The organism is Pseudomonas sp. FBCC-B1667 (assembly GCF_059133255.1).
The window spans coordinates 2936536-2963251 of sequence record NZ_CP101437.1; the positions used below are offsets into that span (position 1 = coordinate 2936536).

Below are 26716 nucleotides of genomic sequence, written 5' to 3' on the forward strand. Positions count from 1 at the left end.
ATTGATGTTGGCTGAAAGATCGCTTTCGCGAGCAAGCCCGCTCCCACAGTTGGATTTGTGTGGTCAGTTGGATTTGCGCAGGGCTGCATGCTGAGGGTTGAAGGTGAATACAGCGAGTAGCACGAACACGAACGTCAACCCCACGCACACCGCCAACGCCAGCGGATTGAAGCGTTCATAAAGGCCGAACCGCACCAACTCCACCGCATGGGTGAACGGGTTCACCGCGCACAGCCAGTACAACCACTCACTGGATTCACGCATTTTCCACAGCGGATACAGCGCCGAGGACAGGAAAAACAGCGGAAAGATCACGAAGTTCATGACCCCGGCAAAGTTCTCCAATTGCCGAATGGCGTTCGACAGCAACAGGCCCAGCGCGCTGAGCATCAACGCCACCAACAGTAATGCCGGCAGCGCGATCAATAACCCCATGGGCGGCGGTTGCACGCCATAGAGCCAGGCGATCGCCAAAAAGGCATACACCTGCAACAGGGAAATCAGCGATGTGGCCAGCAGCTTGCTGCACAGCAGAAAGCTCCGGGGCAGCGGGCTGGTCAGCAGCACACGCATGCTGCCCATCTCACGGTCGTAAACCATCGACAGTGAACCTTGCATGCCATTGAACAGCAGGATCATGCAGGCAAGGCCAGGGATGATGTAGACCTCATAAGGAATATACGTATCGTAGGGTTCGATAATGGCGATCCCCAAGGCTGCGCGGAAACCGGCCGCGAACACCAGTAGCCACAACAGCGGTCGCACCAGGGCACTGAGAAACCGCGTGCGCTGCAACACAAAACGCAGCCATTCGCGCAGCACGATGCCGCTGAAGCAATGCCAGTACGCATTCATCGCGCCGCTCCTGAAGTGGTCAGTCGAGTAAAGGCCGAACCGAGATCACCGCCATGTTCCAGGCTCAGTGCATCGGCCTGTCCGCTGGCCACCAGCCGGCCTTGATGGAGGATCAGCAAATCGTCGCTGGACTGCACTTCATCGAGCAAATGCGTGGTCCATAGCACGCTGATGGCGTGTTCACTGCACAAGGTGCGCAGGTGCTGATTGAGCGCCAGGCGACTGGCGGGATCGAGGCCGACACTGGCTTCGTCCAGCAGCAACAGGCGTGGCTCATGCAGCAGGGCACGGGCGATTTCCACCCGGCGGCGGTGGCCGCCATTGAGTTCGCGCACCCGTTCGCGGCGGCGTTCGGTCAGGGCTTGACGGGCCAGCTCGGCGTCAACCCGGACACCGCTCTCGCGCCGGGACAGACCGTGCAGCGCGGCGTGATAGCGCAGGTTCTGCTCGACGCTGAGGTCCAGGTCCAGGGTGCTTTGCTGGAACACGACGCCCAACTGCTTGAGCGCCGGGCGGGGCGCATCCCGCAATGAACAGCCGCCGACCCGGATGTCGCCGTGCTGAAGATCATACAGCCGGGTCAACAGGGCGATCAGGGTCGATTTGCCGGCGCCGTTGGGCCCCAGCAATGCAGCGAAACGCCCAGGGGCCAACTCGAAGTTCACGTGGCGCAAGGCTTCCCGAGCCCCATAGGCAAAGCTCAAGTCGCTGACTTGCAGGGCGCTCATGGCGTCACCACCACGCCCCAAGGGTAGCGTCCGACTTTCACCGATTTGCTCACTTTGAGGCTGTCGACATCAATCACCGACACGTCACCGCTGACGCCGTTGGTGGCGAGCAGTTGCTTTTGATCGGGGGTGAACGCCAGCTGCCAGACTCGCCGTCCGACCAGCAGGTAGTCGAGAATCTCGAACGTCCTGGCATCGATCACGGCTACGTGATTGGCCGGGCCGAGCGCGACGAAAGCGTACTTGCCGTCGGCGCTTAGCTTGATGCCCACGGGCTGGACCTTGTCCGGGTGTACGCCTTTGATCTGGAAGTTCAGGGTCTTGAGGATCTTGCGGCTGGCGACGTCGAGAATCGTCACCGTGCCGCCGATTTCCGCTGACGCCCAGAGCTGTGAACCGTCCTGATTGAATTCGACAAAGCGTGGCCGCTGGTCCACCAGCGTGCTGTCGGCCAGGGTCTGGGTGCTGGTGTCGATCCAGTGCAGCATGTTCGTGGTTTCGCTGGTGTTCACGGCCCACTTGCCGTCGGGGCTGACGGCCATGCCTTCGGGTTCGACGCCGACGTTGATCTGGCTGAGCACTTTGGACGTTTCGGTGTCGATCACCGTGACCAGCGCATCGTCTTCGTTGGAGACGTACAGCCAGCGGTTGTTGGGGTGCAGAGCGAATTGCTCGGGGTCTTTGCCCGAGGGCAGTTCCTTGATGATCTTGCGTGTGGCCACTTCCATCACCTGGACCCGGTCGGAATCGCTGGCGCAGATGTACAGCAGTTTGTTGTCATGGGACAGCAACAGGCCGCGTGGCCGCTGGCCGACGGGCAGGGTGTCGGTGACTTGCAGGGTCTGCATGTCGATCAGGCTCAGGCTGTTGTCCTTTTCGTTGGAGACCCACGCGGTGCTGGCCGCGGCATGCCCGGCGGCGAAGAGCAGGGCCCCGGAAAACAGGGAGCGGCAGATCAAAGTGCGACGCATGGCGGATTCCTTTTTGTTGTCGTTCTTGTGGAAAGCTGGATCAGGGAAAGCGGCAACTGACCTCGGGTTTGTCGTAACCCAGGCTGTCCATTTCGTTGAAGGGATGCAGAAAGCCGTCTTGCGGCGACGTGCTGACCAGGGCGCGGGGCTGGACGATGGGGATCGGTTGGCGCAACTGGCCGTTCCACGGGCGATAACTGAGTTTGCGGCCCTTGAAACCGTCCAGTGGCAGTTGATCGCTGATTTCCAGCTGACGGATCGCCGTCGGTTCGGTCTGGCGCAGTTTGCTCACCGCGCTGGCGATACTGCGCACGGCCATCCAGGCAGCGAAATCGCGGTCGTTCATCCAACGGCCGGTCAGGGCTTCAAAACGCTTTTGCAACTGCGCGGCGCCGTAGGTTTCCACGGTTTTGTGCCAGCCCACCGGGGTCAGCCCTTGGGTGCCGGCGACGGGGCGCGGATACCAGGTCTGGTAGGGCACGTATTCGCCGAAGTCGCCGCGTTCATCGGCCACCAGCACCACGTCATATTCGGCGGTCTGGGTGAACAGCGGCATGTCCGCCTGCGCGCTGCGACGTTGGTCGTTATCAAAACTCCAGGCCTTTTGCGCCACCAGTTGCAGGCCGAAGCGTTTTGCCGCGCGGCGCAGGGCGGCGGCGTAGGCTTGATCGTCGGCCGTCGGGCCAACGATCAATAGCGCTCGCTGCCATTTGCGCACCACCAGAAATTGCGCCAGCGCATCGGCGAGCATCGCGCGACTCGGCAGGGTGTGCAGCACGTTCGACAGGCAATCGGTGCTGCGCAGGCGGTCGTCAGGACTGCCGGCGTTGAATATCAGGCTGTCGGGCAGGGCGGCGCTGAGCTGGCGCAGGCTGTCGGCCGGGGCGTTCACCACAAACAGCCGCAGACCCTGCGCGTGTTGGGTGTTGGCCACATCGAGCAAGGCTTCGGGGCTGTCGGCGCTGGCACTGACCAGGGCGTAGCTGTGGTTGAGGAAACGTCCGGTGCTGTTGCTGTCGGTGATCGCCAGTTCGGCGCCGCGCAGTCCGGCATCGCTCGGTTCGGGAATCACGTTCGACAGAAGCGGACCCGGATCGGGGCGATAACCCAGGTAGCCGATTCGCACCTCTAGCGGCGCCTCTGCAGCCTGGCTCTGGGTAGCCACGCCAGCGGCGCAGGCAATCGCCAGCAGGTACAGCAAGGCGTAAGGGGCAAGCAGGCGCATAGGGCACTCCTTTACAGGTAGCGCCAGCATAGGAAGCCTGTGGAACAGAGGAAATATGCAGAAAGTACCGGTGAGCCAGTACCAAGGTAGTAACTGGCGCCCGGCAGTGCGGTTTTCCGGTCACGCCGGGACACCAGGCCTGTTGGCGACCTACCGGAGGTGTGCATCCATCGCCTTACTACCAAGGGATTAGAAGGCGACCACCAAAGCAGCATGGGGTGAGGGCGATGCCGTTTCTAAGATGAGTGCCATAGCCTCTGCCAAGAGGTTTTGCGTGCAATCCTGAGGGCATAACAATGACAACAAAACGCAACGCCTTGCTCGTCGTCGGTCTGCTGGCCGGCTTTATCAGTGCGGGTTCCGTGTGGGCTCACGGCAATGTGGTGCCGCAAGCGGTTGAAACTCAAGGTCTGACACCGATCAAGGACGCCGGTGTAACGGTGGATGGCGATGGCTGGGCCGCGGCCAACCCCTATCGAGCCTCCCCGGAGCACGACAGAGCCCTGGAAATCGGTTCGTCGGCCTACAACCAGAACTGCGCGGCGTGTCATGGCCTGGAAGCCAAGTCCGGCGGGATCGCCCCGGACCTGCGTCTGCTCGATGTCGGCGAGGCGGGTGACGAGTGGTTTGTCGAACGCGTGCGCCATGGCGCTGTGCGTGACGGTCGGGTCTACATGCCGAAAATGGCCGATTACCTGAGCCAGGAAGCGTTGTGGGCAGTGCGCACTTATCTGGACAGCGTTCACGTCGAGGAGTGATGCCATGCGCCTGCTCGCGGTGTTGATCAGTGCGTTGTGGCTGTGCTGCCAGACGGTGCAGGCGCAGGTTCGCAATTATGACGAAATGATCGCCGCCGGGGAGCTGAAAGTGGCGGTCTACAAGGACTTCGCCCCCTACAGTTTTGAGCAGGCCGGCCAGCCTCGAGGCGTCGATGTCGAGCTTGCCGAGGCACTGGCCAAGGCCCTCGGCGTGCACCTGACGCTGATCTGGGCCCCCGCCGGGGAAAAACTCGATGACGATCTGCGTGATTACATCTGGCGCGCCAGTGCCTTGCACAACCAGCAACTGGCCGACCTGATGATGCGTGTGCCCTATGACCGTGACTACGCCCAGAAGCGCAACGAATTCGGCGAAATGGAAAACGGTCATGTGGTGATGTTCGGGCCCTATCAGACCGAACAATGGCAGGTGGCCTATGATCAGCGCCGACTGGACAAGGTCGGCAGCGTGGCGGTATTCGACTCGCATCCGATAGGCGTCGAGGTCGACAGTGTGCCGTCGTTCTACCTGACGTCGGTGTTCAACGGCATGCTCGCGGGCAAAACCCACCACTACCCGGGCGTACCCCAGGCCTTTGCTGCGATGAAGGCCGGTGAGGTCGACGCGGTCATGGCCATGCGTGGCGAAATCGACTGGCAGGTGCATGAGGCGGCCGACCCGCAATTGGCGTTGGCAGAAAACGCCTATCCGAACATGGGCAAGCAACTGTGGGAGATCGGCATGGCTGTGCACGAAAGTAATCGGCAACTGGCCTATGCCGTGGAAGAGGCGCTGGAAGGCCTGATCCGCGAGGGTGCCGTTAAGACGATCTACAGCCATTACGGCCTGCGGTATGACGTGCCGGAGATGTATCAATAGGAGCGGGTGATGAGCTGGCGAATCCTGTGGCTGTTGGCTTGCTGGTTACCCCTGGCCGCGCACGCCGCGAGTATCGATCCGGGCAAAGACCCGGTGCCCTCAGTGATGTGGGCGTTCTATCACAAGCAAATGCTCGGCGATGCTCCTTTTGTCTTTGATGACCGGGTCAAGCTGCTGGCGCCGCCGTTCGCCGAAGATGCCCGGCAGGTGCCACTGGAAATCGATGCGCGAGCGTTCAAGGGCGAGGTAGTGAAAATCCTTGCCTGGGCCGAGCTCAATCCGCTGCCGAAGATCGTCGACTTCCAGCCGCTGGACCGCGTGTTGCCGTGGTTGGCGATCCGGATCCGTATCGAACAGGCCACCCCTTTACGCGCCGCGGTCCTGACGCGCGATGGGCTGTGGCATGTCGGTTCGACCGTGATCGATGCGGCGGGCGGTGGTTGCACTGCCCCCAGCGTGGTGCGTACCCAGCCCGGCTGGGAGGAACACATTGGCGAAGTGTTGGGCGCGCGCTACCCGCGCACTGACTTCAGCCGATTGCGCGTGCAGGTGGCGCACCCGATGGACAACGGCATGGTCAGCGGCATCCCGGAATTCTTCATCAATCATGCGGAGTTGCGAGGTGCCGACGATCAATTGTTGGCGCGGCTGGAGCTGTTTCCTGCCGTCAGTGAAAACCCCAACCTGGCCTTCGACATCGCAGGGGCAGGACAGACGCGTCTGATTGTTCGGGACAACAGCGGCAATGAATTTGATGCGTCGATTCCCTGAGCCAAAGGAGCAGTTCATGCGCTGGATACTGCTGATGGTGTTGAGCGTCAGCTTGCCGGCCATGGCCGACCTTGAGTATTCGCTCAAGCCCCGGCTGATCGCCGAAGACACCTGGCTGCTGGAAGGCAGCACGGATAATTTCGCCAAGGCCAACGGCGGCAATATCGTCAACACCGCGTTCATCGTCACCGAGGGCGGGGTCGTAGTCATCGACACCGGGCCGTCGAAGCGCTACGGCGAAGCCTTGCGCAAGGCGATTGCCGGGATCACCGATAAACCGGTGGTCCAGGTGTTCCTGACCCATCACCACCCGGACCATGTGCTGGGCAATCAGGCGTTTGCTGATGTGCCCATCGGCGCACTGGCGGGAACCACCGAGCTGTTGCATCAACAAGGTGATGCGCTGGCCGAGAATATGTATCGAATGGTGGGTGACTGGATGCGGGGCACCGAAGTGGTGCTGCCCAATCAAGTCGTGACGCCAGGCGTACGCAGTTTTGGGAATCACGATTTACGCTTGCTGGGCCTGGGTGGGCATACGGGAGCGGATCTGGCTATTCTCGACCAGAAAACCGGCGTGCTGTTTGCCGGGGACCTGGTGTTTTATCAACGGGCTCTGACCACCCCCAATAGCCCCGGGTTGTCAGTGTGGCTGGCGGACATCGCCACCCTGCAAGGCGTGCCCTGGACGCTGATCGTGCCGGGTCACGGCCCCGTGTCCAGCGACGCACAACCCTTCGAACAAATGCGCGACTACCTGACCTGGCTTGACCAGTTGCTGCAAGCGGGTGCGGCGAATGGCAGCGACATGGCCGAGATGATCCGCAGTCCGATCCCGGAACGTTTCGCCGATATCACCCTGAGCCGCTATGAATTGATCCGCAGCGTCAGTCATTTGTACCCGCGCTACGAGCGTGGGCAGATGAACCGGGTGGATTCCGGCGCAACCCAATAACGCTTGAACGCATTCGACCCGCTACTAAGGGATTAGGAATCTCCATATTGCGGGTAATTGTTGTCGGGGCGACGGCGCCCAAGAATCTGCACTACGCCGGGAAACACTCCCGCGAATAACAAAAACCGCAGAGGTAGCCGTCATGACTCAACCCGCACGTCGCCAGCCCTTCGTCTTGAGCCTGCTGCTCAGTGCCATGCTGTTGTCCGGCCAGGCATTGGCCGCGGTCACCGACCAGGACATTCTCCAGGACCCGAAAAACCCGGAGCAAATCGTCACCAACGGCCTCGGCGTCCAGGGGCAACGCTACAGCCCGCTGGATATTCTCAACGTCGACAACGTGAAGGAGTTGCGACCTGCCTGGGCATTTTCCTTCGGCGGCGAAAAACAGCGTGGCCAGCAAGCACAGCCGATGATCAAGGACGGCGTGATGTACATGACCGGTTCTTACTCTCGGGTATTCGCGGTCGATGCCCGTACCGGCAAGAAACTCTGGCAATACGATGCACGCCTGCCGGATGACATCCGTCCGTGCTGCGACGTGATCAACCGTGGCGTGGCGCTGTATGGCGATCTGGTGTTCTTTGGCACGCTCGACGCCAAGCTGGTGGCCTTGAACAAAGACACCGGCAAAGTGGTGTGGAGCAAGCAGGTGGCCGACCACAAGGAAGGCTATTCGATCAGCGCCGCGCCTTTGGTGATCAACGGCAAGCTGATTACCGGGGTGGCCGGTGGCGAGTTCGGTGTGGTGGGCAAGATCTCGGCGTACGACCCGAAAAACGGCGATCTGTTGTGGGTCCGGCCGACGGTTGAAGGCCACATGGGCTACGTCTACAAGGACGGCAAGGCCATCGAGAATGGCATCTCTGGCGGTGAAGCCGGCAAGACCTGGCCGGGTGACCTGTGGAAGACCGGCGGCGCCGCACCCTGGCTTGGCGGTTACTACGATCCGGAAACCAATCTGCTGCTGTTCGGTACCGGCAACCCGGCACCGTGGAACTCGCATCTGCGCCCTGGCGATAACCTCTACTCGTCGTCGCGCCTGGCGCTCAACCCGGACGACGGCACCATCAAATGGCACTTCCAGAGCACGCCCCACGACGGTTGGGACTATGACGGCGTGAACGAACTGGTCTCGTTCAACTACACCGAGGGCGGCAAGGAAATCAAAGCAGCGGCCACGGCGGACCGTAACGGTTTCTTCTACGTGCTGGACCGTACCAATGGCAAGTTCATCCGCGGCTTCCCGTTCGTGGACAAGATCACCTGGGCCAGCGGCCTGGATAAAGACGGTCGGCCGATCTACAACGAAGCCAGCCGCCCTGGCGCTCCGGGCGCTGATCCCAAGGGCAGTTCAGTCTTTGTAGCGCCTGCGTTCCTCGGTGCGAAAAACTGGATGCCGATGGCCTACAACCGCGACACCGGGCTGTTTTACGTGCCCTCCAACGAGTGGGGCATGGACATCTGGAACGAAGGCATCGCCTACAAAAAAGGCGCGGCATTCCTCGGCGCGGGTTTCACCATCAAACCGTTGAACGAAGACTACATCGGCGTGCTGCGTGCCATCGACCCGAAAACCGGCAAGGAAGTCTGGCGCCACAAGAACTACGCGCCGCTGTGGGGCGGGGTCCTGACCACCAAGGGCAACCTGGTGTTCACCGGCACGCCGGAAGGTTTCCTTCAGGCGTTCAATGCCAAGACCGGCGAGAAAGTCTGGGAATTCCAGACCGGTTCCGGCGTCCTCGGTTCGCCTGTGACCTGGGAAATGGACGGCGAACAGTACGTATCTGTCCTCTCCGGCTGGGGCGGCGCCGTACCGTTATGGGGCGGGGAAGTGGCCAAGCGCATCAAGGACTTCAACCAGGGCGGCATGCTCTGGACCTTCAAGCTGCCGAAAGACCTGGTGGCCAAGCACTAACCCCCAGTCCACCGCATAACCCCTGTGGGAGCGAGCTTGCTCGCGATAGCGGTGTCTCAGTCACAGCAGTTCTGACTGAACAGACGCCATCGCGAGCAAGCTCGCTCCCACAGTGTTTTGTGTGAAACCTACGACCAAATAACGAGAGCCCTCCTGCCAACGGCGCATTCGTCCGGCACGCGGGGCTCTCTAGTATCGGTTCATCGCTTGTCGGCACGACAGGCATCGACCCAGACAGAGGCCCACCATGATCTACGCACAACCCGGAACCCCAGGCGCTGTTGTTTCCTTCAAGCCGCGCTATGGCAACTTCATCGGCGGCGAGTTTGTCGCGCCGGTCAATGGCGAATACTTCACCAATACCTCGCCGGTGAACGGTGAGGTGATTGCCGAGTTCCCGCGCTCCAGCGCCGCCGACATCGACAAGGCCCTCGACGCGGCGCACGCCGCTGCGGATGCCTGGGGCAAGACTTCGGCCCAGGACCGTTCGCTGGTGCTGCTGAAAATCGCCGATCGCATCGAACAAAACCTGGAAATCCTCGCGGTCACCGAAACCTGGGACAACGGCAAGGCCGTGCGCGAAACCCTGAACGCCGACGTGCCGTTGGCCGCCGACCATTTCCGTTATTTCGCCGGATGCATTCGCGCCCAGGAAGGCGGCGCCGCCGAGATCAACGAACTGACCACTGCCTATCACTTTCACGAGCCTTTGGGCGTGGTCGGGCAAATCATTCCGTGGAACTTCCCGCTGCTGATGGCGGCCTGGAAACTTGCCCCGGCCTTGGCCGCCGGCAACTGCATCGTGCTCAAACCGGCGGAACAAACACCGCTGTCGATCATGGTCTTTGCTGAGCTGATCGCCGATTTGCTGCCGGCGGGTGTGTTGAACATCGTCCAAGGCTTCGGTCGTGAAGCCGGGGAAGCGTTGGCCACCAGCAAGCGCATCGCCAAGATCGCCTTCACCGGTTCCACACCGGTCGGCGCGCACATCATGCATTGCGCCGCCGAGAACATCATTCCAAGCACGGTCGAGCTGGGCGGCAAGTCGCCGAACATCTTCTTCGAAGACATCATGAACGCCGAGCCCCAGTTCATCGAAAAAGCCGCCGAAGGCCTGGTGCTTGCGTTCTTCAACCAGGGCGAAGTCTGCACCTGCCCATCGCGGGCGCTGGTGCAAGAGTCGATCTACGAGCCGTTCATGGCCGAAGTGATGAAGAAGATCGTCAAGATCAAACGCGGCAACCCGCTGGACACCGAAACCATGGTCGGCGCCCAAGCGTCGGAGCAGCAATACGACAAGATCCTCTCGTACCTCAAAATCGCTCAGGAGGAGGGGGCTGAACTCCTCACCGGTGGTGCCGCCGAGCGGCTTGAAGGTGACCTGTCCAGCGGCTATTACATCCAGCCGACGCTGCTCAAGGGCCACAACAAGATGCGCGTGTTCCAGGAGGAAATCTTCGGCCCGGTGGTGGGCGTCACCACCTTCAAGGATGAAGCTGAAGCGCTGGCGATTGCCAACGACAGCGAGTTTGGCCTCGGTGCCGGTCTCTGGACCCGCGACATCAACCGCGCCTACCGCATGGGCCGGGCGATCAAGGCTGGGCGCGTGTGGACCAACTGCTACCACCTGTACCCGGCGCACGCGGCGTTCGGTGGTTACAAAAAGTCCGGCGTCGGTCGGGAAAACCACAAAATGATGCTCGATCACTACCAGCAGACCAAAAACCTGCTGGTCAGCTACGACATCAATCCGCTGGGGTTCTTCTGACCCTTGGAATCACCGTAACCCCTTGTGGGAGCGAGCTTGCTCGCGAAAGCGATCTGTCAGTCAACGAATGTGTTGAAAGTGACGCCGTCTTCGCGAGCAAGCCCGCTCCCACATGGGTCTGCAGCGTATGGGAAATCGAGCAACACCCCCTACCAACGCACCCCGCATTCTCCTTCGAAAGTAGCATTCGGGCGCCCGGCGCCCCGTGCATTAATGGCTTTACCGGAATCGCCCGGCACAAGAAGAGGATTGACCCATGTGGACTAAACCCGCGTTTACCGATCTGCGCATTGGCTTCGAAGTGACGATGTATTTCGCCAACCGTTGATTGCTCACCCGGCCAGCCATCGGGTTGGCCGGGCCTGCCTTTGGAGCCTCATTCATGCACATTCGCGTTCTCGGCTCGGCTGCTGGTGGCGGTTTCCCGCAGTGGAATTGCAACTGCCACCAGTGCGCCGGGATGCGCAATGCCAGCCTGCGGGCACAACCGCGTACCCAGTCCTCGATTGCCTTGAGCGACAACGGTGTGGATTGGGTGCTGTGCAATGCTTCTCCGGACATTCGTGCGCAACTGGCGAGTTTTCCGCTGTTGCAGCCGGCTCGCCGACTGCGTGACAGCGCCATCGCCGGCGTCGTGCTGCTCGACAGCCAGATCGATCACTGCACCGGCCTGCTGAGCCTGCGCGAAGGCTGTCCGCATGCCGTCTGGTGCACCGAACGGGTTCATCAGGACCTGAGCAGCGGCTTCCCGCTGTTCAACATGTTGCGTCACTGGAACGGTGGGTTGCAGTGGCAACCGATCGGCCTGGATCGCCAGCCATTCAACATTCCTGCCTGCCAGCACTTGCGCTGGCGTGCGATTCCCCTGGTGAGCAACGCACCACCGTACTCGCCCAATCGCGACCATCCGCAACCGGGCGACACCATCGGTTTGTTCGTCGAGGATCGACGCAGCGGCGCATCACTCTTCTACGCGCCGGGGCTGGGACAAATCGATGACGAAGTGCTGAGCTGGATGCAGCGTGCTGATTGTTTGCTGCTGGACGGCACCCTGTGGCGTGACGACGAAATGCGCGTCTGCGAAGTCGGCCAGAGCCTGGGCAGTGAAATGGGGCACCTGTCGCAAAGTGGCCCCGGCGGCATGCTTGAAGTGCTGGACGGTTTTACCCGCCAGCGCAAGGTGCTGATCCACATCAACAACACCAACCCGATCCTCGACGAAGACTCGGCCGAGCGCGCCTTGCTGGAGCGGCGTGGAATCGAAGTGGCTTATGACGGCATGAGTATTGAGCTTTAGCGGATGGCCCCATCGCGGGCAAGCCACGTTCCCACAGTTGATCGCGTGATCCTGTGGGAGCGTGGCTTGCCCGCGATGAGGCCAGACCCGACAGCGAAAATCCATCGGAGACCCGCAATGACCAGCCCCGCAATGACACCCACCGAATTCGAAACCGCCCTGCGCGCGAAAGGCGCGTACTACCACATTCATCACCCCTTCCACCAAGCCATGTACGCCGGCCGCGCGAGCCGTGAGCAGATTCAGGGCTGGGTCGCCAATCGCTTCTATTACCAGGTGAACATTCCGCTCAAGGATGCCGCGATCCTCGCCAACTGCCCGGACCGCGACGTGCGCCGTGAGTGGTTGCAACGGATTCTCGACCACGACGGCGTGCCCGGCAGTGAAGGCGGCATCGAAGCCTGGCTGCGTCTGGGCGAAGCGGTGGGGCTGGATCGCGAGCAGATTCTGTCCCAAGAGTTGGTGCTGCCCGGCGTGCGATTCGCCGTCGATGCCTATGTCAATTTCGCCCGCCGTGCCTGCTGGCAGGAAGCGGCGAGCAGTTCGCTGACCGAGCTGTTTGCCCCGCAGATCCATCAGTCCCGACTCGACGCTTGGCCGACGCATTACCCGTGGATCGACATGGGCGGTTATGACTATTTTCGCAACCGCTTGAGTCAGGCCCGGCGCGATGTGGAACACGGCTTGCGCATTACCCTGGCGCACTACGTCACGCGTGAGGCGCAGCAACGCATGCTCGAGATCCTGCAATTCAAACTCGACGTGCTGTGGAGCATGCTCGACGCCATGAGCATGGCCTACGAGCTGGAGCGCCCGCCATATCACACCGTCACGGCCGATAAGGTCTGGCACCGGGGGATTGCCCTGTGAGCCTGATCCATCGCGAGTCGTTGCCGTCGTTGCGCCAGGGCTTTCGTTTGCAATGGGAGCCCCGCCAGGACTGTCACGTGCTGCTGTACCCCGAAGGCATGATCAAACTCAACGCCAGCGCCGGACAGATCCTCGATCTGGTGAATGGCCGGCGCAGTGTCTCGGCGATCATAGAACGACTGACCGAAAATTTTCCCGGCGTACCGGGGATTGATGAGGATGTGCTGGCGTTCCTGGAGGTGGCCCATGCGCAATTCTGGATTGAATGATTCACCCGTCGGCCCACCGCTGTGGCTGTTAGCCGAGCTGACCTACCGCTGCCCGCTGCAATGCCCGTATTGTTCCAACCCGCTGGATTTTGCCCAACACGGCGAGGAGCTGAGCACCGAGGAGTGGATTCGGGTGTTTCGCGAGGCCCGTGAGATGGGCGCCGCGCAATTGGGTTTTTCCGGCGGTGAACCATTGGTGCGACAGGACCTGGCCGAACTGATCAAAGCTGCGCGAGACATGGGCTACTACACCAACCTGATCACCTCGGGCATTGGCCTGACCGAGCAGAAAGTCCGTGACTTCAAAGTGGCCGGGCTGGACCATATCCAGATCAGCTTTCAGGCAGCCGACGAAGCGGTCAACAACCTGCTTGCCGGCTCCCGCAAGGCCTTCGCCCAGAAACTGGCCATGGCCCGCGCGGTAAAAGACCAGGGTTATCCCATGGTGCTGAACTTCGTCACCCATCGGCACAACATTGACCAGATCGCGCAGATCATTGACTTGTGCCTGGCGCTGGAAGCGGATTTTGTCGAGTTGGCCACGTGCCAATTCTACGGCTGGGCCGAACTCAATCGCGTCGGCCTGCTGCCCACCCGCGAACAACTGCAGCGCGCCGAGCGCATCACCAACGAGTATCGCGCACGGCTTGAGGCCCAGGGCCACCCGTGCAAGCTGATCTTCGTCACGCCGGATTATTACGAAGAACGCCCCAAAACCTGCATGAACGGTTGGGCCAATCTGTTTCTCGACATCACCCCGGACGGCACCGCGCTGCCTTGCCACAGCGCCCGCCAGTTGCTGGTGCAGTTTCCCAACGTGCGCGAGCACAGCATCGAGCACATCTGGACCGATTCGTTTGGCTTCAACCGTTTTCGTGGCGATGACTGGATGAAGGAACCGTGCCGCTCGTGCGATGAAAAGCACAAGGATCTGGGCGGATGCCGCTGCCAGGCGTTCATGCTCACCGGCGATGCCGCCAATGCCGACCCGGTGTGCAGCAAGTCGCCGCACCACGGCGTGATCCTCAAGGCCCGGGAAGAAGCCGAGGCTGTGGGGCAGGGCATGGAACACCTGACGTTGCGCAACGAAAAGGCCTCGCGACTGATCTACCGCGGATAGTCGCCATACGTCGATCCCTGTGGGAGCGGGCTTGCCCGCGATAGCGGCTTAACATTCAACATCTATGTTGACTGACATTCCGTCTTCGCGGGCAAGCCCGCTCCCACAGTGGATCTGCGGTGAATGCACAAAGTGCTGTTCTTTGGTCTGATTGCATTCACGGTTGGATGGTTTAGTGTGGGTTCTATCTTTCAAAACAATAAGAACAGGCTTTCCAATGAGCCAGAGTCTCAGCCAGTTGCGTAAGTTCGTGTCTCCAGAAATCATCTTCGGTGCCGGCTGTCGGCACAATGTCGGCAATTACGCCAAGACCTTTGGCGCCCGCAAAGTCCTGGTGGTCAGCGACCCCGGGGTGATTGCCGCCGGCTGGGTTGCCGATGTCGAGGCCAGCCTGCAAGCCTTGGGTATCGACTACTTCCTGTACGCCGATGTTTCGCCCAACCCGCGGGTCGAAGAAGTGATGCTCGGCGCCGAGCTGTACCGGGAAAACCATTGCGATGTGATCGTCGCCGTCGGCGGTGGCAGCCCGATGGATTGCGGCAAAGGCATCGGCATTGTCGTTGCTCACGGACGCAGCATTCTCGAATTCGAAGGCGTGGACACCATTCGCGTGCCCAGCCCACCCCTGATCCTGATCCCGACCACCGCCGGCACGTCGGCTGATGTCTCGCAGTTCGTGATCATTTCCAACCAGCAAGAACGCATGAAGTTCTCCATCGTCAGCAAGGCGGTGGTGCCGGACGTCTCGTTGATCGACCCGGAAACGACCCTGAGCATGGACCCGTTCCTGTCGGCGTGCACCGGCATCGACGCGTTGGTGCACGCCATCGAAGCGTTTGTCTCCACCGGCCATGGGCCGCTGACAGATCCCCATGCGCTGGAAGCCATGCGGTTGATCAACGGCAACCTGGTGCAAATGATTGCCAACCCCACGGACATCGCCCTGCGCGAGAAGATCATGCTCGGCAGCATGCAAGCCGGGCTGGCGTTCTCCAACGCGATTCTTGGCGCGGTGCACGCCATGTCCCACAGCCTGGGCGGGTTCCTCGATCTGCCCCATGGCCTCTGTAACGCGGTGTTGGTGGAACATGTGGTGGCGTTCAATTACAGCTCGGCGCCGGATCGCTTCAAGGTCATCGCCGAGACCTTCGGCATCGATTGCCGTGGCCTGAACCACCGGCAGATCTGCGCGCGGCTGGTGGAGCATCTGATCGCGCTCAAACACGCGATCGGCTTCCACGAGACTCTTGGCTTGCACGGGGTCAGTACGGCAGACATTCCGTTCCTGTCGCAACACGCCATGCACGACCCGTGCATCCTGACCAATCCGCGCGAATCCAGCCAGCGTGATGTCGAGGTCGTCTATGGCGAAGCCCTCTGACGATCAGCAACGGGCACTGGCGGGGTTACTCGGGTTAGGCAGCCATTCGGCGCGCAAGAGTCATTACCCGGAACTGGCCGCGCGGCTCGACGACCTGGAAGCCGAGCGCAATCGCTACAAATGGCTGTTCGAAAACGCGGTCCAGGGGATTTTCCAGGCCAGCCTGCAAGAAGGCATGCGGGCCGCCAACCCGGCGTTGGCGCACATGCTCGGTTATCAGAACCCGCAAGAGGTGCTGTTTTCCCTGGCGGACCTGGCGAGCAACCTGTTTGTCGGCGGGGCCAGCGAGTTGGAAAACATCGGCGAAATCCTCAAGCATCAACGCAGCCTGCACGGCTATGAAACCCAGTTGCGGCGCAAGGACGGCAGCAGCCTCGATGTATTGATGAACCTGTTGCTCAAACCCGATCAGGAAGGTCTGGTTGAAGGGTTTGTCGCTGACATCACCGAACGCAAACAAGCCCAGCAGCGTTTACAGCAACTCAACGACGAACTGGAGCAGCGGGTCGCTGCGCGCACCGATGAGTTGCTGGAAGCCAACCGCAACCTGCAACAGCAAATCACCCAACGCAAGCAGATTGCCGAAGCCTTGCGCGATGCCCGCGACGCCGCCGAGGCCGCCAATCGCAGCAAGGACAAGTACCTCGCGGCGGCCAGTCACGACTTGCTGCAACCGCTTAACGCCGCACGCTTGCTGATCTCGACGTTGCGTGAGCGAAAACTGCCTGACGTTGAACAGGTCCTGGTCGAGCGCACTCATCAGGCGCTGGAGGGGGCGGAAGATTTGCTCACTGATTTGCTGGATATTTCCCGGCTCGATCACGCCGCGGTGAAACCCGACGTTGCCCTTTATCGTCTCGACGAATTGCTCGGGCCGCTGGTGTCCGAATTTCAGTCGGTCGCCGAGGCGGCAGGGCTGAACCTGCGGGTGCATGTGGGCGAATACGCCATCAGCACCGACCTGCGCCTGATGACGCGCATCCTGCGTAACTTCCTCAGTAACGCCTGCCGCTACACCGACGAGGGCAGCATTCTGCTGGGCGCCAGGCGTCGCGGCGAGATGCTGCGCCTGGAGGTCTGGGACACCGGGCGTGGAATCGCTGCGGACCGACTGGATTCGATTTTCCTGGAGTTCAACCAACTCGACGTCGGACGTGCCGCCGACCGCAAAGGCGTGGGGCTGGGCCTGGCCATTGTTGAGCGCATCGGCAAGATTCTCGGTTATCGGATTCGGGTTAAATCGGTGCCGGGGCGAGGCTCAATGTTCAGCATCGACGTACCGATTTCCCATGAGGTTCCGCTGCCGATCAGCCAGGCCGCGCCTCAGTTGACCACGGGCAATCCCTTGCCGGGTCGACGCCTGCTGGTGCTGGACAACGAAGTCAGCATTCTCGAAAGCATGAGCGCGCTGCTCGGGCAGTGGGGGTGTGAGGTGGTCACGGCCACGGATGAATCCTCGGCGCTGGCGGCGCTTCGCGGGCAAGCGCCGGAACTGATCCTGGCGGACTATCACCTCGATCATGGCGTGGTCGGTTGCGATGTGGTCAGGCATTTGCGTGAGCATTATGGCCAGGTGATTCCGGCGGTGATCATCACGGCGGACCGCACGGATCAGTGTCGGCGCTCGTTGCAGCGACTCGGCGCGCCGCTGCTGAACAAACCGGTGAAGCCCGGCAAGCTGCGTGCGGCGCTGAGTCAGATGCTCGGGTAATGGCGTTATCCGAGCGCGCGATATTGCAGGCTGAATCCAAGCTCCGCCGACTGGTCTTGCTCCAGCAACCGCAGCCCTGGACGCCCCGGCAGGTGATGTGCGTTGACGGGGTGGCTTACCGGTTCGATGCAGAAAAACTCCAGACCGACCGGGCAATAGAGCAAGTAGTAATCGCTGCCGGTGGCCTGGCATTCCAGCGAATAACCGAGGTCGGGTTGCTGGATCAGGCAATGGCCATCCCAGTGGCAGAAACCATTGTCGACCAGTGACGCGGGTAAATTGCCCTGTTGACGAAAGTCCCAGTCGGCGGGCAGCGCAATCAATTCCGTCGGCAGTTTCGAGCCATCGCACAACCAGACTTGCTCAGCCTTGGCCTGTAGCTGTGTGTTCGCGGTGCGCGGAAAGTAAGGGTGCAAACCGAGGCCATGCCACGCGGCACGGTCGGCCAAGTGGGTGACCTGTAATTCGATGCTCAACTGACCGTTGCTCAGACGAATCCGTTGCCGGGCGCGATAAGCGAACGGCGTGCTGCTGTCGAGTTGCAGAATTACTTCATTGGCCGATTGCGACACCACCTGCCACGGTTGCTGCCAGGCGCTGCCGTGAATCGGCAGCGGATCGGTCAGGCTGTTGGGCGCCAACGCCAGCCAGCCATCGGGGCAATCGAACCCACCTTCGGCGATGCGGTTGGACCACGGCGCCAGGGGATAGCAACCGAGTTTTCCCGGCAGGCCGGTGTTCAACGCCTGGGCGTCATTGTGACGGAGCAGCGGTTGGCCAGTGCTGCGCACCGTCCAGTTGACGAGGCTGCCGCCGAGTTCGGGGGCGAGGGTGAGGTGGGTCAGTTCGTCTTCGAGTTCGAGCAGTGTAGGCGTCATCTAAATAGGCTCATGCGTTGAACCGGGGTTCCGGCAATCCGGTAACGCCGGGATCGAGGGCGAACACACCGCCGGCCAGGGACTGTTCATCATGGTCATCGCCGGGGCGGATCGAGGTCACGAACAACGTATCCAGTCGACTGCCACCGAAGGCGCACATGCTGGGCTTCTTCACCGGGACGGCGAGTGAACGATCCAGTCGACCGTCGGGGGTAAAGCGGTGAACCAATCCGGCGTCATTGCCGCAGATCCAGTAGCAACCTTCAGCGTCGACAGCGGCGCCGTCAGGGCGGCCGGGGAACTGTTTCATGTCGACAAACAACCGCCGATTGGACGGTGTGCCGCTGTCGAGGTCGTAGTCAAAGGTCCAGATTTTCTGAACGTCGGGATGCGAGTCGGACAGGTACATCGTCCGGCCATCCGGGCTGAAACCCAGGCCGTTCGGGACAATAAACCCGCCCAGTTGCGCCTCCAGCGGCCCGCGTTGACCGGTGCTGTAGCGGTAAAGCGTGCCGTCGGCGGCGTTGGCGCCCATGTTTAACACCATGCTGCCCGCCCAGAAACGCCCCTGACGGTCGCAACGACCATCGTTCAGGCGCATGTCCGAGCGGGCGTGGTCGACGTGGGCGAGCAATTGACTGTCGAGGCTGCCGTCGGTGTGCGGGTGCAGATGGAAAAACCCGCTTTCCATCCCGGCCACCCAGCCACCGTCGCGGTGGCGAGTGATGCACGCGAGCATTTCCGGCGCGGTCCACGCATCGACGTGCCCGCTGGCGGCATTCCAGCGTTGCAGGGCCCCTGCAGGAATATCGACCCAGTACAGGGCGTTTTCCTCGGGGACCCACACCGGGCATTCACCAACAGCGTTACGGGCATCGACAATCAATTCGGCTTGCATGGCCACATTCCCTTGGTTTTTTGTTGTTGGGGGTCAGTCGCCGAACGGGCCCGACGCGACAAACGCACCACCCTGGTAAACCATCGCCGGGTCATCAGCGGCCGGCATCGGTTGGGCCTCGATTTTTTCGCGGAATACTTCGGAGTTGTCCTGTGGTTGATAACCCAGGCCGGATGCGAAACGGTTGTCCCACCAAACGTTCTTGTTGTCGGACACGCCATATACCACGGTGTGGCCGACGTTCGGGGCGTACAAGGCGCATTCCAGCAAGTGGGTGAGGTCGCCGAAGCTCAGCCACGTGCTCATCATGCGGCGGTTTTGCGGTTCCGGGAAGGAGGAGCCGATACGCACGCTGACGGTCTCAATGCCGTAGCGATCAAAATAAAAACTGGCCATGTCTTCACCGTAGGACTTGGATAAACCGTAGTAGCTGTCCGGGCGACGTGGGGAGTGGGCGTCGATGACCTGGTCTTGCTTGTAGAAACCGATCACGTGGTTGGAGCTGGCAAAGATGACCCGCTTGACGCCATGCCGACGCGCGGCTTCATAGATGTGGAACACGCCACAGATGTTGGCACCGAGGATCTGCTCGAACGAGTGCTCGGTCGACACACCGCCAAAGTGCAGGATCGCGTCCACGCCTTCGACCAATTGATGCACGGCCTGCTTGTCTGCCAGATCACACGGCACGATTTCTTCGCGGTCATCGATTGCCGGAGCGAGATCGACGATGTCCGACAGGCGAATCACATGGGCGTAAGGGCGCAGGGTTTCGCGCAAGACTTTACCCAGGCCACCGGCGGCACCGGTCAGCAGCAGGCGATTGAAAGGGAGGCGGGTGGTTGTAGTAGTCATGGGAATCCTGGACAAACAGTTGTTGTTATTGATTCGTTGTAGGTTGTCGTACGACTATGTGGAAGTATCGTAAGGCTCTCCGGGTCTTGTCAACGCGACGTTGGTTGAAATGGACAGAGGGTCGTTTCATTACATCCGCCGACAATCTTCCAGACTGTAGAGCACCCTGTGGGAGCGAGCTTGCTCGCGATGGCGGTGGTTCAGTCAACGAATGTGCTGATTGAAAGATAGCTATCGCGAGCACGCTCGATCCCACAGGGGATTGTGGTAATCCCTGAAAAACGTCGGCGTTACAGCAACGAAATCGGGTAGCTGATGAAAATACGGTTTTCATCGAATTCGTTGGTGCTGAAGCTCTTGCGGATGCTCGCGTTGCGCCATTTGACGTTGAGGTTCTTCAACGGACCGCTCTGCACCGTGTAGGCCAGTTCCGATTCGCGGCCCCATTCGGTGCCGTCGGTAATCTTCCCGGTGTGCACGTTATCACCGCTGATGTAGCGGTTCATCAGGGTCAGGCCAGGTACACCCAAGGCGACGAAGTTGTAGTCGTGGCGCACTTGCCAGGATTTTTCCTGGGCGTTGTCGTAGCTGGAGTTGTAGCTGTCGTTGGCCAGGGTGCCGCCGCTGGTGCCGTTGACGCGCATCCATTGATCGTCACCGGTGAGCTTTTGCAGGCCGACGTAGAAGGTGCTACCGCCGTATTTGGCAGAGAGCAGGGCGAACGCTGTTTTGTTGTCGAGGTCGCCAGCCAGGGCGCTGCCGTTTTCCTTGCCGATGAAGTAACCAAGGTTGGCGCCGAGGGTCCAGTCGCCGATCGGCTGGCTGTGGCTCAGGTTGAAATACTGTTGCTGGTAGATGTCGCTGAGTTCGGCGTACCACACGCCGATCTGGGTGTGTTTGTCATTGAACGCGTATTCACCGCCGCCGAAGTTGAACCGGTCCGATGAGAAGGCAGCGGATTTGCCGTTCATAAACATGTTTTCCATGCTCGCATCGTTACGCGGACTGTTCTGGCGGAACTGACCGCCATACAGCGTCAGGCCGCTGATCTCGGTGGACGTAACCTGACCGCCGCGGAAGGTTTGCGGCAGCGAACGGCCGTCGTCGGAGCGCAGGATTGGGAGTACCGGCATCCATTCACCGACCTTCAGTTCGGTCTTCGAAATCTTGCCTTTGAGCGCCACACCCAAGCGGCCGAAATTGTCGACCGGGCGGCCATCACTGTCGATCGGCAGCAGTTGCGTACCACCGGTGCCTTTACCGCCGTCGAGTTTTTGCGAATACAGACCGAGCACGTCCACGCCGAAGCCGACAGTGCCCTGGGTGAACCCGGATCTGGCGTCGAGAATGAAGTTTTGCGTCCACTCTTCAGCCTTGCCTTGCGGATACGCCGGGTTGGTGTAGTTGCGGTTGAAGTAGGCGTTGCGCAGGTTCAGCGTGGCCTTGGCGTCGTCGGTGAAACCTTCGGCATGGCTGGCCATCGGCAGGGCGAGGGCAAGTCCGCTGCAACCAATGAGGCTCAGGGTATGGCGGCGTTTGAAAATCGGGGTGGGGGTGTGGGCGGACGAATTGCGGACGAGCTTGCTCACGGTGACGCTCCCTTGTTTCTTGTTGTTTTTATTTTTGTCATACGTCGTCGTACAACATTGGCGGCGATTATTTGCGAGAGCTCGAAGGCTTGTCAATCAGAAGTTATACGATGACCAATTGCTATTGGTCTGGACAAAAAAAGCCTGTTGGGCGTCAGCTGGCGATCATGGGGGGCATGGTGCCCAGGAGGGAAACCGCTGCGACTGCGCCCATCCCCAGCATCCATTCGAGGATCACGCTGGTTTTGAGTGTCGACAGACGCTGCTCGCAGTCGTTGATGCGCAGGCGATTGAACAGGGCCAACCCGAGCATCGCCGCAATCAGCGCCACCTTGATCAACAGGATCAACGCAAAACCAGTGAACAACGGCGTCGGCCAGAACACCCCGGTCAAGACCCGAACGTTGATCAATCCGGTGATCAGCAGCCCCGCCACCAAGCCATAACCGACACCACTGAAACGCTGCAATATCGCTTTGACGGGCTGCCCTGCCGGTTGACGCAAGATCATCACCAACAGCATCAACCCGCCGAGCCATGCACCCACGCAGGTCAGGTGAACGATTTGATTGAGCATCAACAACTGGCCGTTGAGCCCGTCCAGCATCGCGCCATGACCGACTGGCGCGAGGGTCGCCAGCAATAGACTGACGAGGCCGATTCGCAGCAGCTTGCTGGCCCGCCACGGACTCAGCAGCAACGCCACCAACACTCCATTGAGCAGCAAGTGCCAGCGCCAGACCTGGCCAAAAAACGTGTTGCCCAACACCAGATTCAGGGTCGACGGATCGAACGCCGCCTCCCACGCTCCGGCCATGCTCGCGGTGATCAGCAGCAACCAGGCAACGCCGCTGGCCAACGCCACAGCAGCAAGCCAACGACTGGTCAACGCCAGTTTTCGATCGAGGTGTTCAGCGCGGCCATTGAGCAACAACGGTCGAAACACCCACGCCCCGAACAGCATCAGCACCATGGTGAAATGCACGAAGCGACACAGCACCATCGCGCTCGTCATGAATTACTGGCCCACCTTGAAGGCGTAGGCGCCTTCACTTTTGTGGGTGTCGACGGACACCGCGTGCCACTCGACTTTATAAGTGCCCGCGGTCAGCGGTGCGGCAGGCGTCACGATCAGGGTTTTCTTGTCGCTGCCTTCGGTGGCGAGGCTCTTGAGCGGCACCGCGGCGCCGTCCCTGGTGAGCGTGACCTTGGTGAACGTCGCTTCAACGCCTTCGGAAAATTCCAGGCGCAACTGCGCGGGCGCGCTCACGGTGCTGTCGGCGGCCGGCGTCTGGCCTTTGAGATGGGCGTGGGCCCACACCGACGAAGCGGCCAGCAGCGAGCCGAGGAGGGCGGTGGTGACCAGGGCTTTCTTGAGCATCGTGGATACCTCTGAGGCAGGTTCGAAGTGGCGCCAGTTTACCCGCCGACCGCTGAGTGTCGAAGTTTCGTTTTAGCCTGTCGCCGTGATGCAGAGCCGGATGCTAGTCTTGGCCAACGCTGGTGTCAGGGAGCCCTCATGGGCAATCACAAGATCGGGATTCGTCGCAGTAACGTCGAAAAAATTCTGCTGGGGGCGGAAAAGGTCTTCGCCGAGAAAGGCTTTGGCGGCACCGCCATGGCCGACATCGCTGCCGAAGTGCAACTGCCGCGCTCCAACCTGCATTACTACTTCAGCACCAAGACCGAGTTGTACAGCGCGGTGTTGTTCGATCTGCTGGAAGTGTGGAAACAGGACGCGTTGTGCTTCGAGATGTTCGACGATCCGCGCGTGGTGCTCAGCAGCTACATCCGCGCCAAGATGAACCACTCGCGCAGTCGGCCTTACGGCTCGAAAGTGTGGGCCAACGAGATCATCCACGGTGCGCCGACTTTGGGCGAGGCGCTGGACGTCAGCCTGTACGACTGGGCGAAGATGAAAGAAGCGAAAATCCGTCAGTGGGTGGACGACAAACGCATCCTGCCGGTGGAACCTTCGAGCTTGCTGTACATGATCTGGGCGTCGACCCAGCACTATGCGGACTTTGATCATCAGGTGAACATTTTGAATGATCATCAGCCGTTGTCGGACATGCAGTTCGAGCGGGCGGTGCAGACGGTGACCAGCGTGATTTTGCGGGGGATCGGCCTGGAGCCGTGATGTGTGTGGTGGTGCTGCGGGCCCGTTCGTGAGCAGGCTCCCACATTGGAATACTTACAAATGTGGGAGCGAGCCTGCTCGCGAGGGGCCGGTCAGGCGCTGCAACACTCAGACCGCGACATGGTACGGGTTCCTCGGATCATGATTCCAATCCAGAAACGGCTTGCCCGTGTCCGTCGGCACCATCTCGATACAGTCCTGCACCGGGCAGGTGATCTGGCACAGGTTGCAGCCCACACACTCCTCATCAATCACTGAATACTGATGCGTCCCGTCCGCCTGCTTCACGCTGGCAATCGCCTGGTGCGACGTATCCTCGCAGGCGATGTGGCAGCGCCCACACCCAATGCATGCCTCCTGATCAATCTTGGCGATTACCTGATAGTTGATATCGAGGTACTTCCAATCCGTGGTATTGCCCACGGCCCGCCCGGAAAAATCCGAAATGCTGGCGTAGCCTTGACTGTCCATCCAGCGTGACAAACCGTCCTTCATTTCCTCAACGATCCTGAAACCATGCAGCATCGCCGCTGTGCACACCTGCACCGAGCCGCTGCCCAATGCAATAAATTCCGCCGCATCGCGCCAACTGCCAATGCCGCCAATGCCGGAAATCGGCAGGCCTTGAGTCTGCGGGTCACGGGCGATTTCGGCGATCATGTTCAGCGCAATCGGCTTGACCGCCGAGCCGCAATAACCACCGTGGGTGCTTTGGCTGCCCACGATCGGGTTGGCGACCATGCGCTCCAGATTCACGCTGGTGATCGAGTTGATCGTGTTGATCAGCGACACCGCATCCGCACCGCCGCGATGGGCCGCGCGGGCGGCGACGCGGATGTCGGTGATGTTCGGTGTGAGCTTGACGATCACCGGCAGCGAGCAATACGTCTTGCACCAGCGGGTGACCTGTTCGACGTACTCCGGCACCTGGCCGACCGCCGCGCCCATGCCCCGTTCCGGCATGCCATGGGGGCAGCCGAAGTTCAGTTCGATGCCGTCGGCGCCGGTGGCTTCCACCAGCGGCAGGATGAATTTCCAGGATTCCTCGACGCAGGGCACCATCAGCGACACGATCAGCGCACGGTCCGGCCAGTCCTTTTTGACCTGGGTGATTTCCCGCAGATTGATTTCCAGCGAGCGGTCGGTAATCAGCTCGATGTTGTTGAAACCCACCACCTCACGGTTGGCGCCGAAATGCGCCGAGTAGCGTGACGACACGTTGACCGCCGCCGGGTCTTCACCCAGGGTTTTCCAGACCACGCCGCCCCATCCGGCCTCAAAGGCGCGGACCACGTTGTAGGCCTTGTCGGTCGGCGGCGCGGAGGCCAGCCAGAACGGATTGGGCGCTTTGATGCCGGCGAAAACAATCGAGAGATCGGCCATTTACGCAGCCTCCACGTTGAGCATCAGTTGAGCATTGATCGCCTCGGCGGCGCGTTTGCCATGTTGCACGGCTTGCACGGTGAGGTCCTGATCGAGGCTGGTGCAGTCGCCGCCGGCATACACGCCGGGGATGCTGGTGCGCAATTGTTCATCCACCTCAATCCGCTCGCCCTGACGCTTGAGCTCACGGGCCAGCGGATCGACGAGGGCGCTGCCATCTAAGGCCTGACCGATGGCTTTGAAGATGGCGTCAGCGGCCAGTTCGAAGGTTTGCCCGGTGGTTTGCAGGCGACCGTCCACCAGATGGGTGCGGGCAAAGCGCATGCCACGCACCTGGCCTTGGTCGTCGAGCAGCACGTCTTCCGGCTGCGCCCACGTCAGCAAACGCACCTGATTGGCCTTGGCAATGTCCTGTTCATGACCGGTGGCGCCCATGTCTTCCACGCCACGGCGGTACACCAGATTCACATCGCGAGCGCCGAGACGGGCCATTTGCACGGCCATGTCGATGGCGGTATTGCCGGCGCCGAGGACGATGCAATGGTCAGCCAGCGGCAGTTGCGTCAGGTCATCGGCCTGGCGCAGTTCGCGAATGTAATCGGTGGCGGCGAGCAGACCGGGCGCTTCTTCATGGGGCAGGCCGAGTTGTTTGCTGGCATTCAGGCCAAGGCCGAGAAACACCGCGTCGAATTGTTGATGCAAGTCGCTGAGGCTCAAGTTGTCGCCGAGCTTTTGCCCGTGGCGGATTTCGATGCCACCGATTTGCAGGAGGAACTCCAGCTCCTTCTGCGCGTAGTCGTCCACCAGTTTGTACCTGGCAATCCCGTATTCGTTGAGGCCACCGGCCTTTTCCCGGGCTTCGAAAATCACCACGTCATGGCCGTGCATCGCGCTGCGGTGCGCACAGGACAAACCGGCCGGCCCGGCACCCACTACGGCGATGCGTTTGCCGGTTGATGCCGCACGCGCGAACGGGTGTTCGCTGAAGTGTGCGTTGTCGACGGCGTAGCGTTGCAGCAAGCCGATCAAGACCGGTGCGCATTCTTGGTCGTTGTTGCGCACGCAGGCTTGCTGACAGAGGATTTCCGTTGGGCACACACGGGCGCAACTGCCGCCGAGAATGTTCGCCGAGAGGATTTTCTGCGCAGCGCCCTGAACGTTTTCTTGATGGATATTGCGGATGAACGACGGAATGTCGATCTCGCTGGGACAGGCGTTCACGCAGGGCGCGTCGTAGCAATACAGGCAACGCGAGGCTTCCAGATGGGCCTGGCGGTCGTTGAGCGGCGGCGCCAGGTCGGTGAAATGGCCGGCGAGGGCGGCGGCATTCTCATAAGGATGCGGGAGGTGGTTCAGGGTCTTGATCACGGTTTTAGCCTCACGGTGATGGAGGTGCTGCCTCTGTCGGGCATTGTTTTTGTGTTGTCAGGGCTGCCGCCATCGCGGGCAAGCCACGCTCCCACATTTGAAATGCATTCCCCTGGGGGAGCGTGGCT

26 protein-coding genes are annotated in these 26716 nt (G+C 60.9%); 14 read left to right on the top strand and 12 right to left on the bottom strand.

Annotated features, from left to right (window positions below):
- Window positions 1-63 precede the first annotated feature (63 nt).
- The 4 genes from NL116_RS13355 to NL116_RS13370 are packed head-to-tail and all read right to left on the bottom strand — an operon-like array spanning window position 64 to window position 3779.
- Window positions 64-855 carry an ABC transporter permease gene (locus tag NL116_RS13355; protein ID WP_494377571.1) on the bottom strand — a complete coding sequence of 264 codons (792 nt, stop codon included), beginning with the start codon at window positions 853-855 and terminating at the stop codon, window positions 64-66.
- Window positions 852-1583 (bottom strand): ATP-binding cassette domain-containing protein, encoded by a 732-nt coding sequence (locus NL116_RS13360; protein WP_494377572.1) that lies wholly within the window; start codon window positions 1581-1583, stop codon window positions 852-854. The genes NL116_RS13355 and NL116_RS13360 overlap by 4 nt, the downstream gene beginning before the upstream one ends.
- Window positions 1580-2554 (bottom strand): YVTN family beta-propeller repeat protein, encoded by a 975-nt coding sequence (locus NL116_RS13365; RefSeq protein WP_494377573.1) that lies wholly within the window; start codon window positions 2552-2554, stop codon window positions 1580-1582. The genes NL116_RS13360 and NL116_RS13365 overlap by 4 nt, the downstream gene beginning before the upstream one ends.
- Before the next feature lie 40 nt (window positions 2555-2594).
- Complete coding sequence (locus tag NL116_RS13370; protein ID WP_494377574.1) at window positions 2595-3779, bottom strand: ABC transporter substrate-binding protein; 1185 nt, start codon at window positions 3777-3779, stop codon at window positions 2595-2597.
- Between the two features lie 296 nt (window positions 3780-4075).
- Here NL116_RS13370 and pedF point away from each other — a divergent pair, with 296 nt between their 5' ends.
- The 13 genes from pedF to NL116_RS13435 all read left to right on the top strand — a co-directional run bounded on the left by pedF (window position 4076) and on the right by NL116_RS13435 (window position 17477).
- The gene (pedF, locus tag NL116_RS13375) at window positions 4076-4537 is read left to right on the top strand and encodes a cytochrome c-550 PedF (protein ID WP_027923292.1); all 462 of its coding nucleotides are present in this window, start codon (window positions 4076-4078) and stop codon (window positions 4535-4537) included.
- Between the two features lie 4 nt (window positions 4538-4541).
- A complete protein-coding gene (locus tag NL116_RS13380) occupies window positions 4542-5417 on the top strand; it encodes a substrate-binding periplasmic protein (RefSeq protein ID WP_494377575.1) in 876 nt (291 codons plus the stop codon).
- A gap of 9 nt (window positions 5418-5426) precedes the next feature.
- Window positions 5427-6188: a quinoprotein dehydrogenase-associated SoxYZ-like carrier gene (locus NL116_RS13385; RefSeq protein WP_494377576.1), complete on the top strand. Its 762-nt coding sequence runs from the start codon at window positions 5427-5429 to the stop codon at window positions 6186-6188.
- A gap of 16 nt (window positions 6189-6204) precedes the next feature.
- Window positions 6205-7143 carry a quinoprotein relay system zinc metallohydrolase 1 gene (locus NL116_RS13390; protein WP_494377577.1) on the top strand — a complete coding sequence of 313 codons (939 nt, stop codon included), beginning with the start codon at window positions 6205-6207 and terminating at the stop codon, window positions 7141-7143.
- A 142-nt stretch (window positions 7144-7285) separates the two neighbouring features.
- On the top strand, window positions 7286-9061 hold the full coding sequence (locus NL116_RS13395; RefSeq protein ID WP_494377578.1) for a PQQ-dependent methanol/ethanol family dehydrogenase: 1776 nt from the start codon (window positions 7286-7288) through the stop codon (window positions 9059-9061).
- Window positions 9062-9308: 247 nt separating this feature from the next.
- Entirely contained in the window at window positions 9309-10829 is a 1521-nt protein-coding gene (exaC, locus tag NL116_RS13400; RefSeq protein WP_494377579.1) for an acetaldehyde dehydrogenase ExaC, read from the top strand.
- A 256-nt stretch (window positions 10830-11085) separates the two neighbouring features.
- The gene (gene pqqA / locus NL116_RS13405; protein ID WP_003253598.1) at window positions 11086-11157 is read left to right on the top strand and encodes a pyrroloquinoline quinone precursor peptide PqqA; all 72 of its coding nucleotides are present in this window, start codon (window positions 11086-11088) and stop codon (window positions 11155-11157) included.
- 54 nt (window positions 11158-11211) lie between these two features.
- Complete coding sequence (gene pqqB / locus NL116_RS13410; RefSeq protein ID WP_494377580.1) at window positions 11212-12126, top strand: pyrroloquinoline quinone biosynthesis protein PqqB; 915 nt, start codon at window positions 11212-11214, stop codon at window positions 12124-12126.
- A gap of 117 nt (window positions 12127-12243) precedes the next feature.
- Entirely contained in the window at window positions 12244-12996 is a 753-nt protein-coding gene (gene pqqC / locus NL116_RS13415; protein ID WP_494377581.1) for a pyrroloquinoline-quinone synthase PqqC, read from the top strand.
- Window positions 12993-13265 carry a pyrroloquinoline quinone biosynthesis peptide chaperone PqqD gene (gene pqqD, locus NL116_RS13420; RefSeq protein WP_494377582.1) on the top strand — a complete coding sequence of 91 codons (273 nt, stop codon included), beginning with the start codon at window positions 12993-12995 and terminating at the stop codon, window positions 13263-13265. The genes pqqC and pqqD overlap by 4 nt, the downstream gene beginning before the upstream one ends.
- Window positions 13243-14385: a pyrroloquinoline quinone biosynthesis protein PqqE gene (gene pqqE / locus NL116_RS13425; RefSeq protein WP_494377583.1), complete on the top strand. Its 1143-nt coding sequence runs from the start codon at window positions 13243-13245 to the stop codon at window positions 14383-14385. The genes pqqD and pqqE overlap by 23 nt, the downstream gene beginning before the upstream one ends.
- Before the next feature lie 217 nt (window positions 14386-14602).
- Complete coding sequence (gene ercA, locus NL116_RS13430; protein WP_059180994.1) at window positions 14603-15766, top strand: alcohol dehydrogenase-like regulatory protein ErcA; 1164 nt, start codon at window positions 14603-14605, stop codon at window positions 15764-15766.
- Complete coding sequence (locus NL116_RS13435) at window positions 15750-17477, top strand: PAS domain-containing hybrid sensor histidine kinase/response regulator (RefSeq protein ID WP_494377584.1); 1728 nt, start codon at window positions 15750-15752, stop codon at window positions 17475-17477. The genes ercA and NL116_RS13435 overlap by 17 nt, the downstream gene beginning before the upstream one ends.
- A 5-nt stretch (window positions 17478-17482) precedes the next feature.
- Here the strand turns inward: NL116_RS13435 and NL116_RS13440 are convergent, their stop codons facing one another.
- The 6 genes from NL116_RS13440 to copC all read right to left on the bottom strand — a co-directional run bounded on the left by NL116_RS13440 (window position 17483) and on the right by copC (window position 23078).
- Complete coding sequence (locus tag NL116_RS13440) at window positions 17483-18355, bottom strand: aldose 1-epimerase (RefSeq protein ID WP_494377585.1); 873 nt, start codon at window positions 18353-18355, stop codon at window positions 17483-17485.
- Between the two features lie 10 nt (window positions 18356-18365).
- Window positions 18366-19253: an SMP-30/gluconolactonase/LRE family protein gene (locus NL116_RS13445; protein ID WP_494377586.1), complete on the bottom strand. Its 888-nt coding sequence runs from the start codon at window positions 19251-19253 to the stop codon at window positions 18366-18368.
- A gap of 33 nt (window positions 19254-19286) precedes the next feature.
- Complete coding sequence (locus tag NL116_RS13450; protein WP_494377587.1) at window positions 19287-20108, bottom strand: NAD-dependent epimerase/dehydratase family protein; 822 nt, start codon at window positions 20106-20108, stop codon at window positions 19287-19289.
- A gap of 290 nt (window positions 20109-20398) precedes the next feature.
- Window positions 20399-21697 (bottom strand): OprD family porin, encoded by a 1299-nt coding sequence (locus tag NL116_RS13455; RefSeq protein ID WP_494377588.1) that lies wholly within the window; start codon window positions 21695-21697, stop codon window positions 20399-20401.
- A 154-nt stretch (window positions 21698-21851) separates the two neighbouring features.
- Window positions 21852-22712 carry a copper homeostasis membrane protein CopD gene (gene copD, locus NL116_RS13460; protein WP_494377589.1) on the bottom strand — a complete coding sequence of 287 codons (861 nt, stop codon included), beginning with the start codon at window positions 22710-22712 and terminating at the stop codon, window positions 21852-21854.
- Window positions 22713-22715: 3 nt separating this feature from the next.
- Window positions 22716-23078: a copper homeostasis periplasmic binding protein CopC gene (copC, locus tag NL116_RS13465; protein ID WP_494377590.1), complete on the bottom strand. Its 363-nt coding sequence runs from the start codon at window positions 23076-23078 to the stop codon at window positions 22716-22718.
- Between the two features lie 138 nt (window positions 23079-23216).
- Between copC and NL116_RS13470 the strand changes: the two genes are divergently transcribed.
- Window positions 23217-23837, top strand: coding sequence for a TetR/AcrR family transcriptional regulator (locus NL116_RS13470; protein WP_140669974.1), 621 nt, complete (start codon window positions 23217-23219; stop codon window positions 23835-23837).
- A 108-nt stretch (window positions 23838-23945) separates the two neighbouring features.
- On the opposite strand, the gene preA is transcribed toward NL116_RS13470, so the two are convergent.
- Both preA and NL116_RS13480 read right to left on the bottom strand, forming a co-directional pair.
- On the bottom strand, window positions 23946-25220 hold the full coding sequence (gene preA, locus NL116_RS13475) for an NAD-dependent dihydropyrimidine dehydrogenase subunit PreA (RefSeq protein WP_494377591.1): 1275 nt from the start codon (window positions 25218-25220) through the stop codon (window positions 23946-23948).
- A complete protein-coding gene (locus tag NL116_RS13480; protein WP_494377592.1) occupies window positions 25221-26588 on the bottom strand; it encodes an NAD(P)-dependent oxidoreductase in 1368 nt (455 codons plus the stop codon).
- Window positions 26589-26716: the final 128 nt, after the last annotated feature.

Excerpts from the sequence above, each read along its gene's own strand:
- NL116_RS13435 (WP_494377584.1), top strand. The coding sequence starts at position 15,750 with ATGGCGAAGCCCTCTGACGATCAGCAACGGGCACTGGCGGGGTTACTC.
- NL116_RS13470 (WP_140669974.1), top strand. The coding sequence starts at position 23,217 with ATGGGCAATCACAAGATCGGGATTCGTCGCAGTAACGTCGAAAAAATT.
- NL116_RS13360 (WP_494377572.1), bottom strand. The coding sequence starts at position 1,583 with ATGAGCGCCCTGCAAGTCAGCGACTTGAGCTTTGCCTATGGGGCTCGG.
- NL116_RS13380 (WP_494377575.1), top strand. The coding sequence starts at position 4,542 with ATGCGCCTGCTCGCGGTGTTGATCAGTGCGTTGTGGCTGTGCTGCCAG.
- NL116_RS13385 (WP_494377576.1), top strand. The coding sequence starts at position 5,427 with ATGAGCTGGCGAATCCTGTGGCTGTTGGCTTGCTGGTTACCCCTGGCC.
- NL116_RS13450 (WP_494377587.1), bottom strand. The coding sequence starts at position 20,108 with ATGACTACTACAACCACCCGCCTCCCTTTCAATCGCCTGCTGCTGACC.
- pedF (WP_027923292.1), top strand. The coding sequence starts at position 4,076 with ATGACAACAAAACGCAACGCCTTGCTCGTCGTCGGTCTGCTGGCCGGC.
- NL116_RS13395 (WP_494377578.1), top strand. The coding sequence starts at position 7,286 with ATGACTCAACCCGCACGTCGCCAGCCCTTCGTCTTGAGCCTGCTGCTC.
- pqqB (WP_494377580.1), top strand. The coding sequence starts at position 11,212 with ATGCACATTCGCGTTCTCGGCTCGGCTGCTGGTGGCGGTTTCCCGCAG.
- NL116_RS13365 (WP_494377573.1), bottom strand. The coding sequence starts at position 2,554 with ATGCGTCGCACTTTGATCTGCCGCTCCCTGTTTTCCGGGGCCCTGCTC.
- copD (WP_494377589.1), bottom strand. The coding sequence starts at position 22,712 with ATGACGAGCGCGATGGTGCTGTGTCGCTTCGTGCATTTCACCATGGTG.
- NL116_RS13440 (WP_494377585.1), bottom strand. The coding sequence starts at position 18,355 with ATGACGCCTACACTGCTCGAACTCGAAGACGAACTGACCCACCTCACC.
- copC (WP_494377590.1), bottom strand. The coding sequence starts at position 23,078 with ATGCTCAAGAAAGCCCTGGTCACCACCGCCCTCCTCGGCTCGCTGCTG.
- NL116_RS13445 (WP_494377586.1), bottom strand. The coding sequence starts at position 19,253 with ATGCAAGCCGAATTGATTGTCGATGCCCGTAACGCTGTTGGTGAATGC.
- ercA (WP_059180994.1), top strand. The coding sequence starts at position 14,603 with ATGAGCCAGAGTCTCAGCCAGTTGCGTAAGTTCGTGTCTCCAGAAATC.
- NL116_RS13370 (WP_494377574.1), bottom strand. The coding sequence starts at position 3,779 with ATGCGCCTGCTTGCCCCTTACGCCTTGCTGTACCTGCTGGCGATTGCC.
- preA (WP_494377591.1), bottom strand. The coding sequence starts at position 25,220 with ATGGCCGATCTCTCGATTGTTTTCGCCGGCATCAAAGCGCCCAATCCG.
- exaC (WP_494377579.1), top strand. The coding sequence starts at position 9,309 with ATGATCTACGCACAACCCGGAACCCCAGGCGCTGTTGTTTCCTTCAAG.
- pqqC (WP_494377581.1), top strand. The coding sequence starts at position 12,244 with ATGACCAGCCCCGCAATGACACCCACCGAATTCGAAACCGCCCTGCGC.
- NL116_RS13390 (WP_494377577.1), top strand. The coding sequence starts at position 6,205 with ATGCGCTGGATACTGCTGATGGTGTTGAGCGTCAGCTTGCCGGCCATG.
- pqqE (WP_494377583.1), top strand. The coding sequence starts at position 13,243 with ATGCGCAATTCTGGATTGAATGATTCACCCGTCGGCCCACCGCTGTGG.
- NL116_RS13355 (WP_494377571.1), bottom strand. The coding sequence starts at position 855 with ATGAATGCGTACTGGCATTGCTTCAGCGGCATCGTGCTGCGCGAATGG.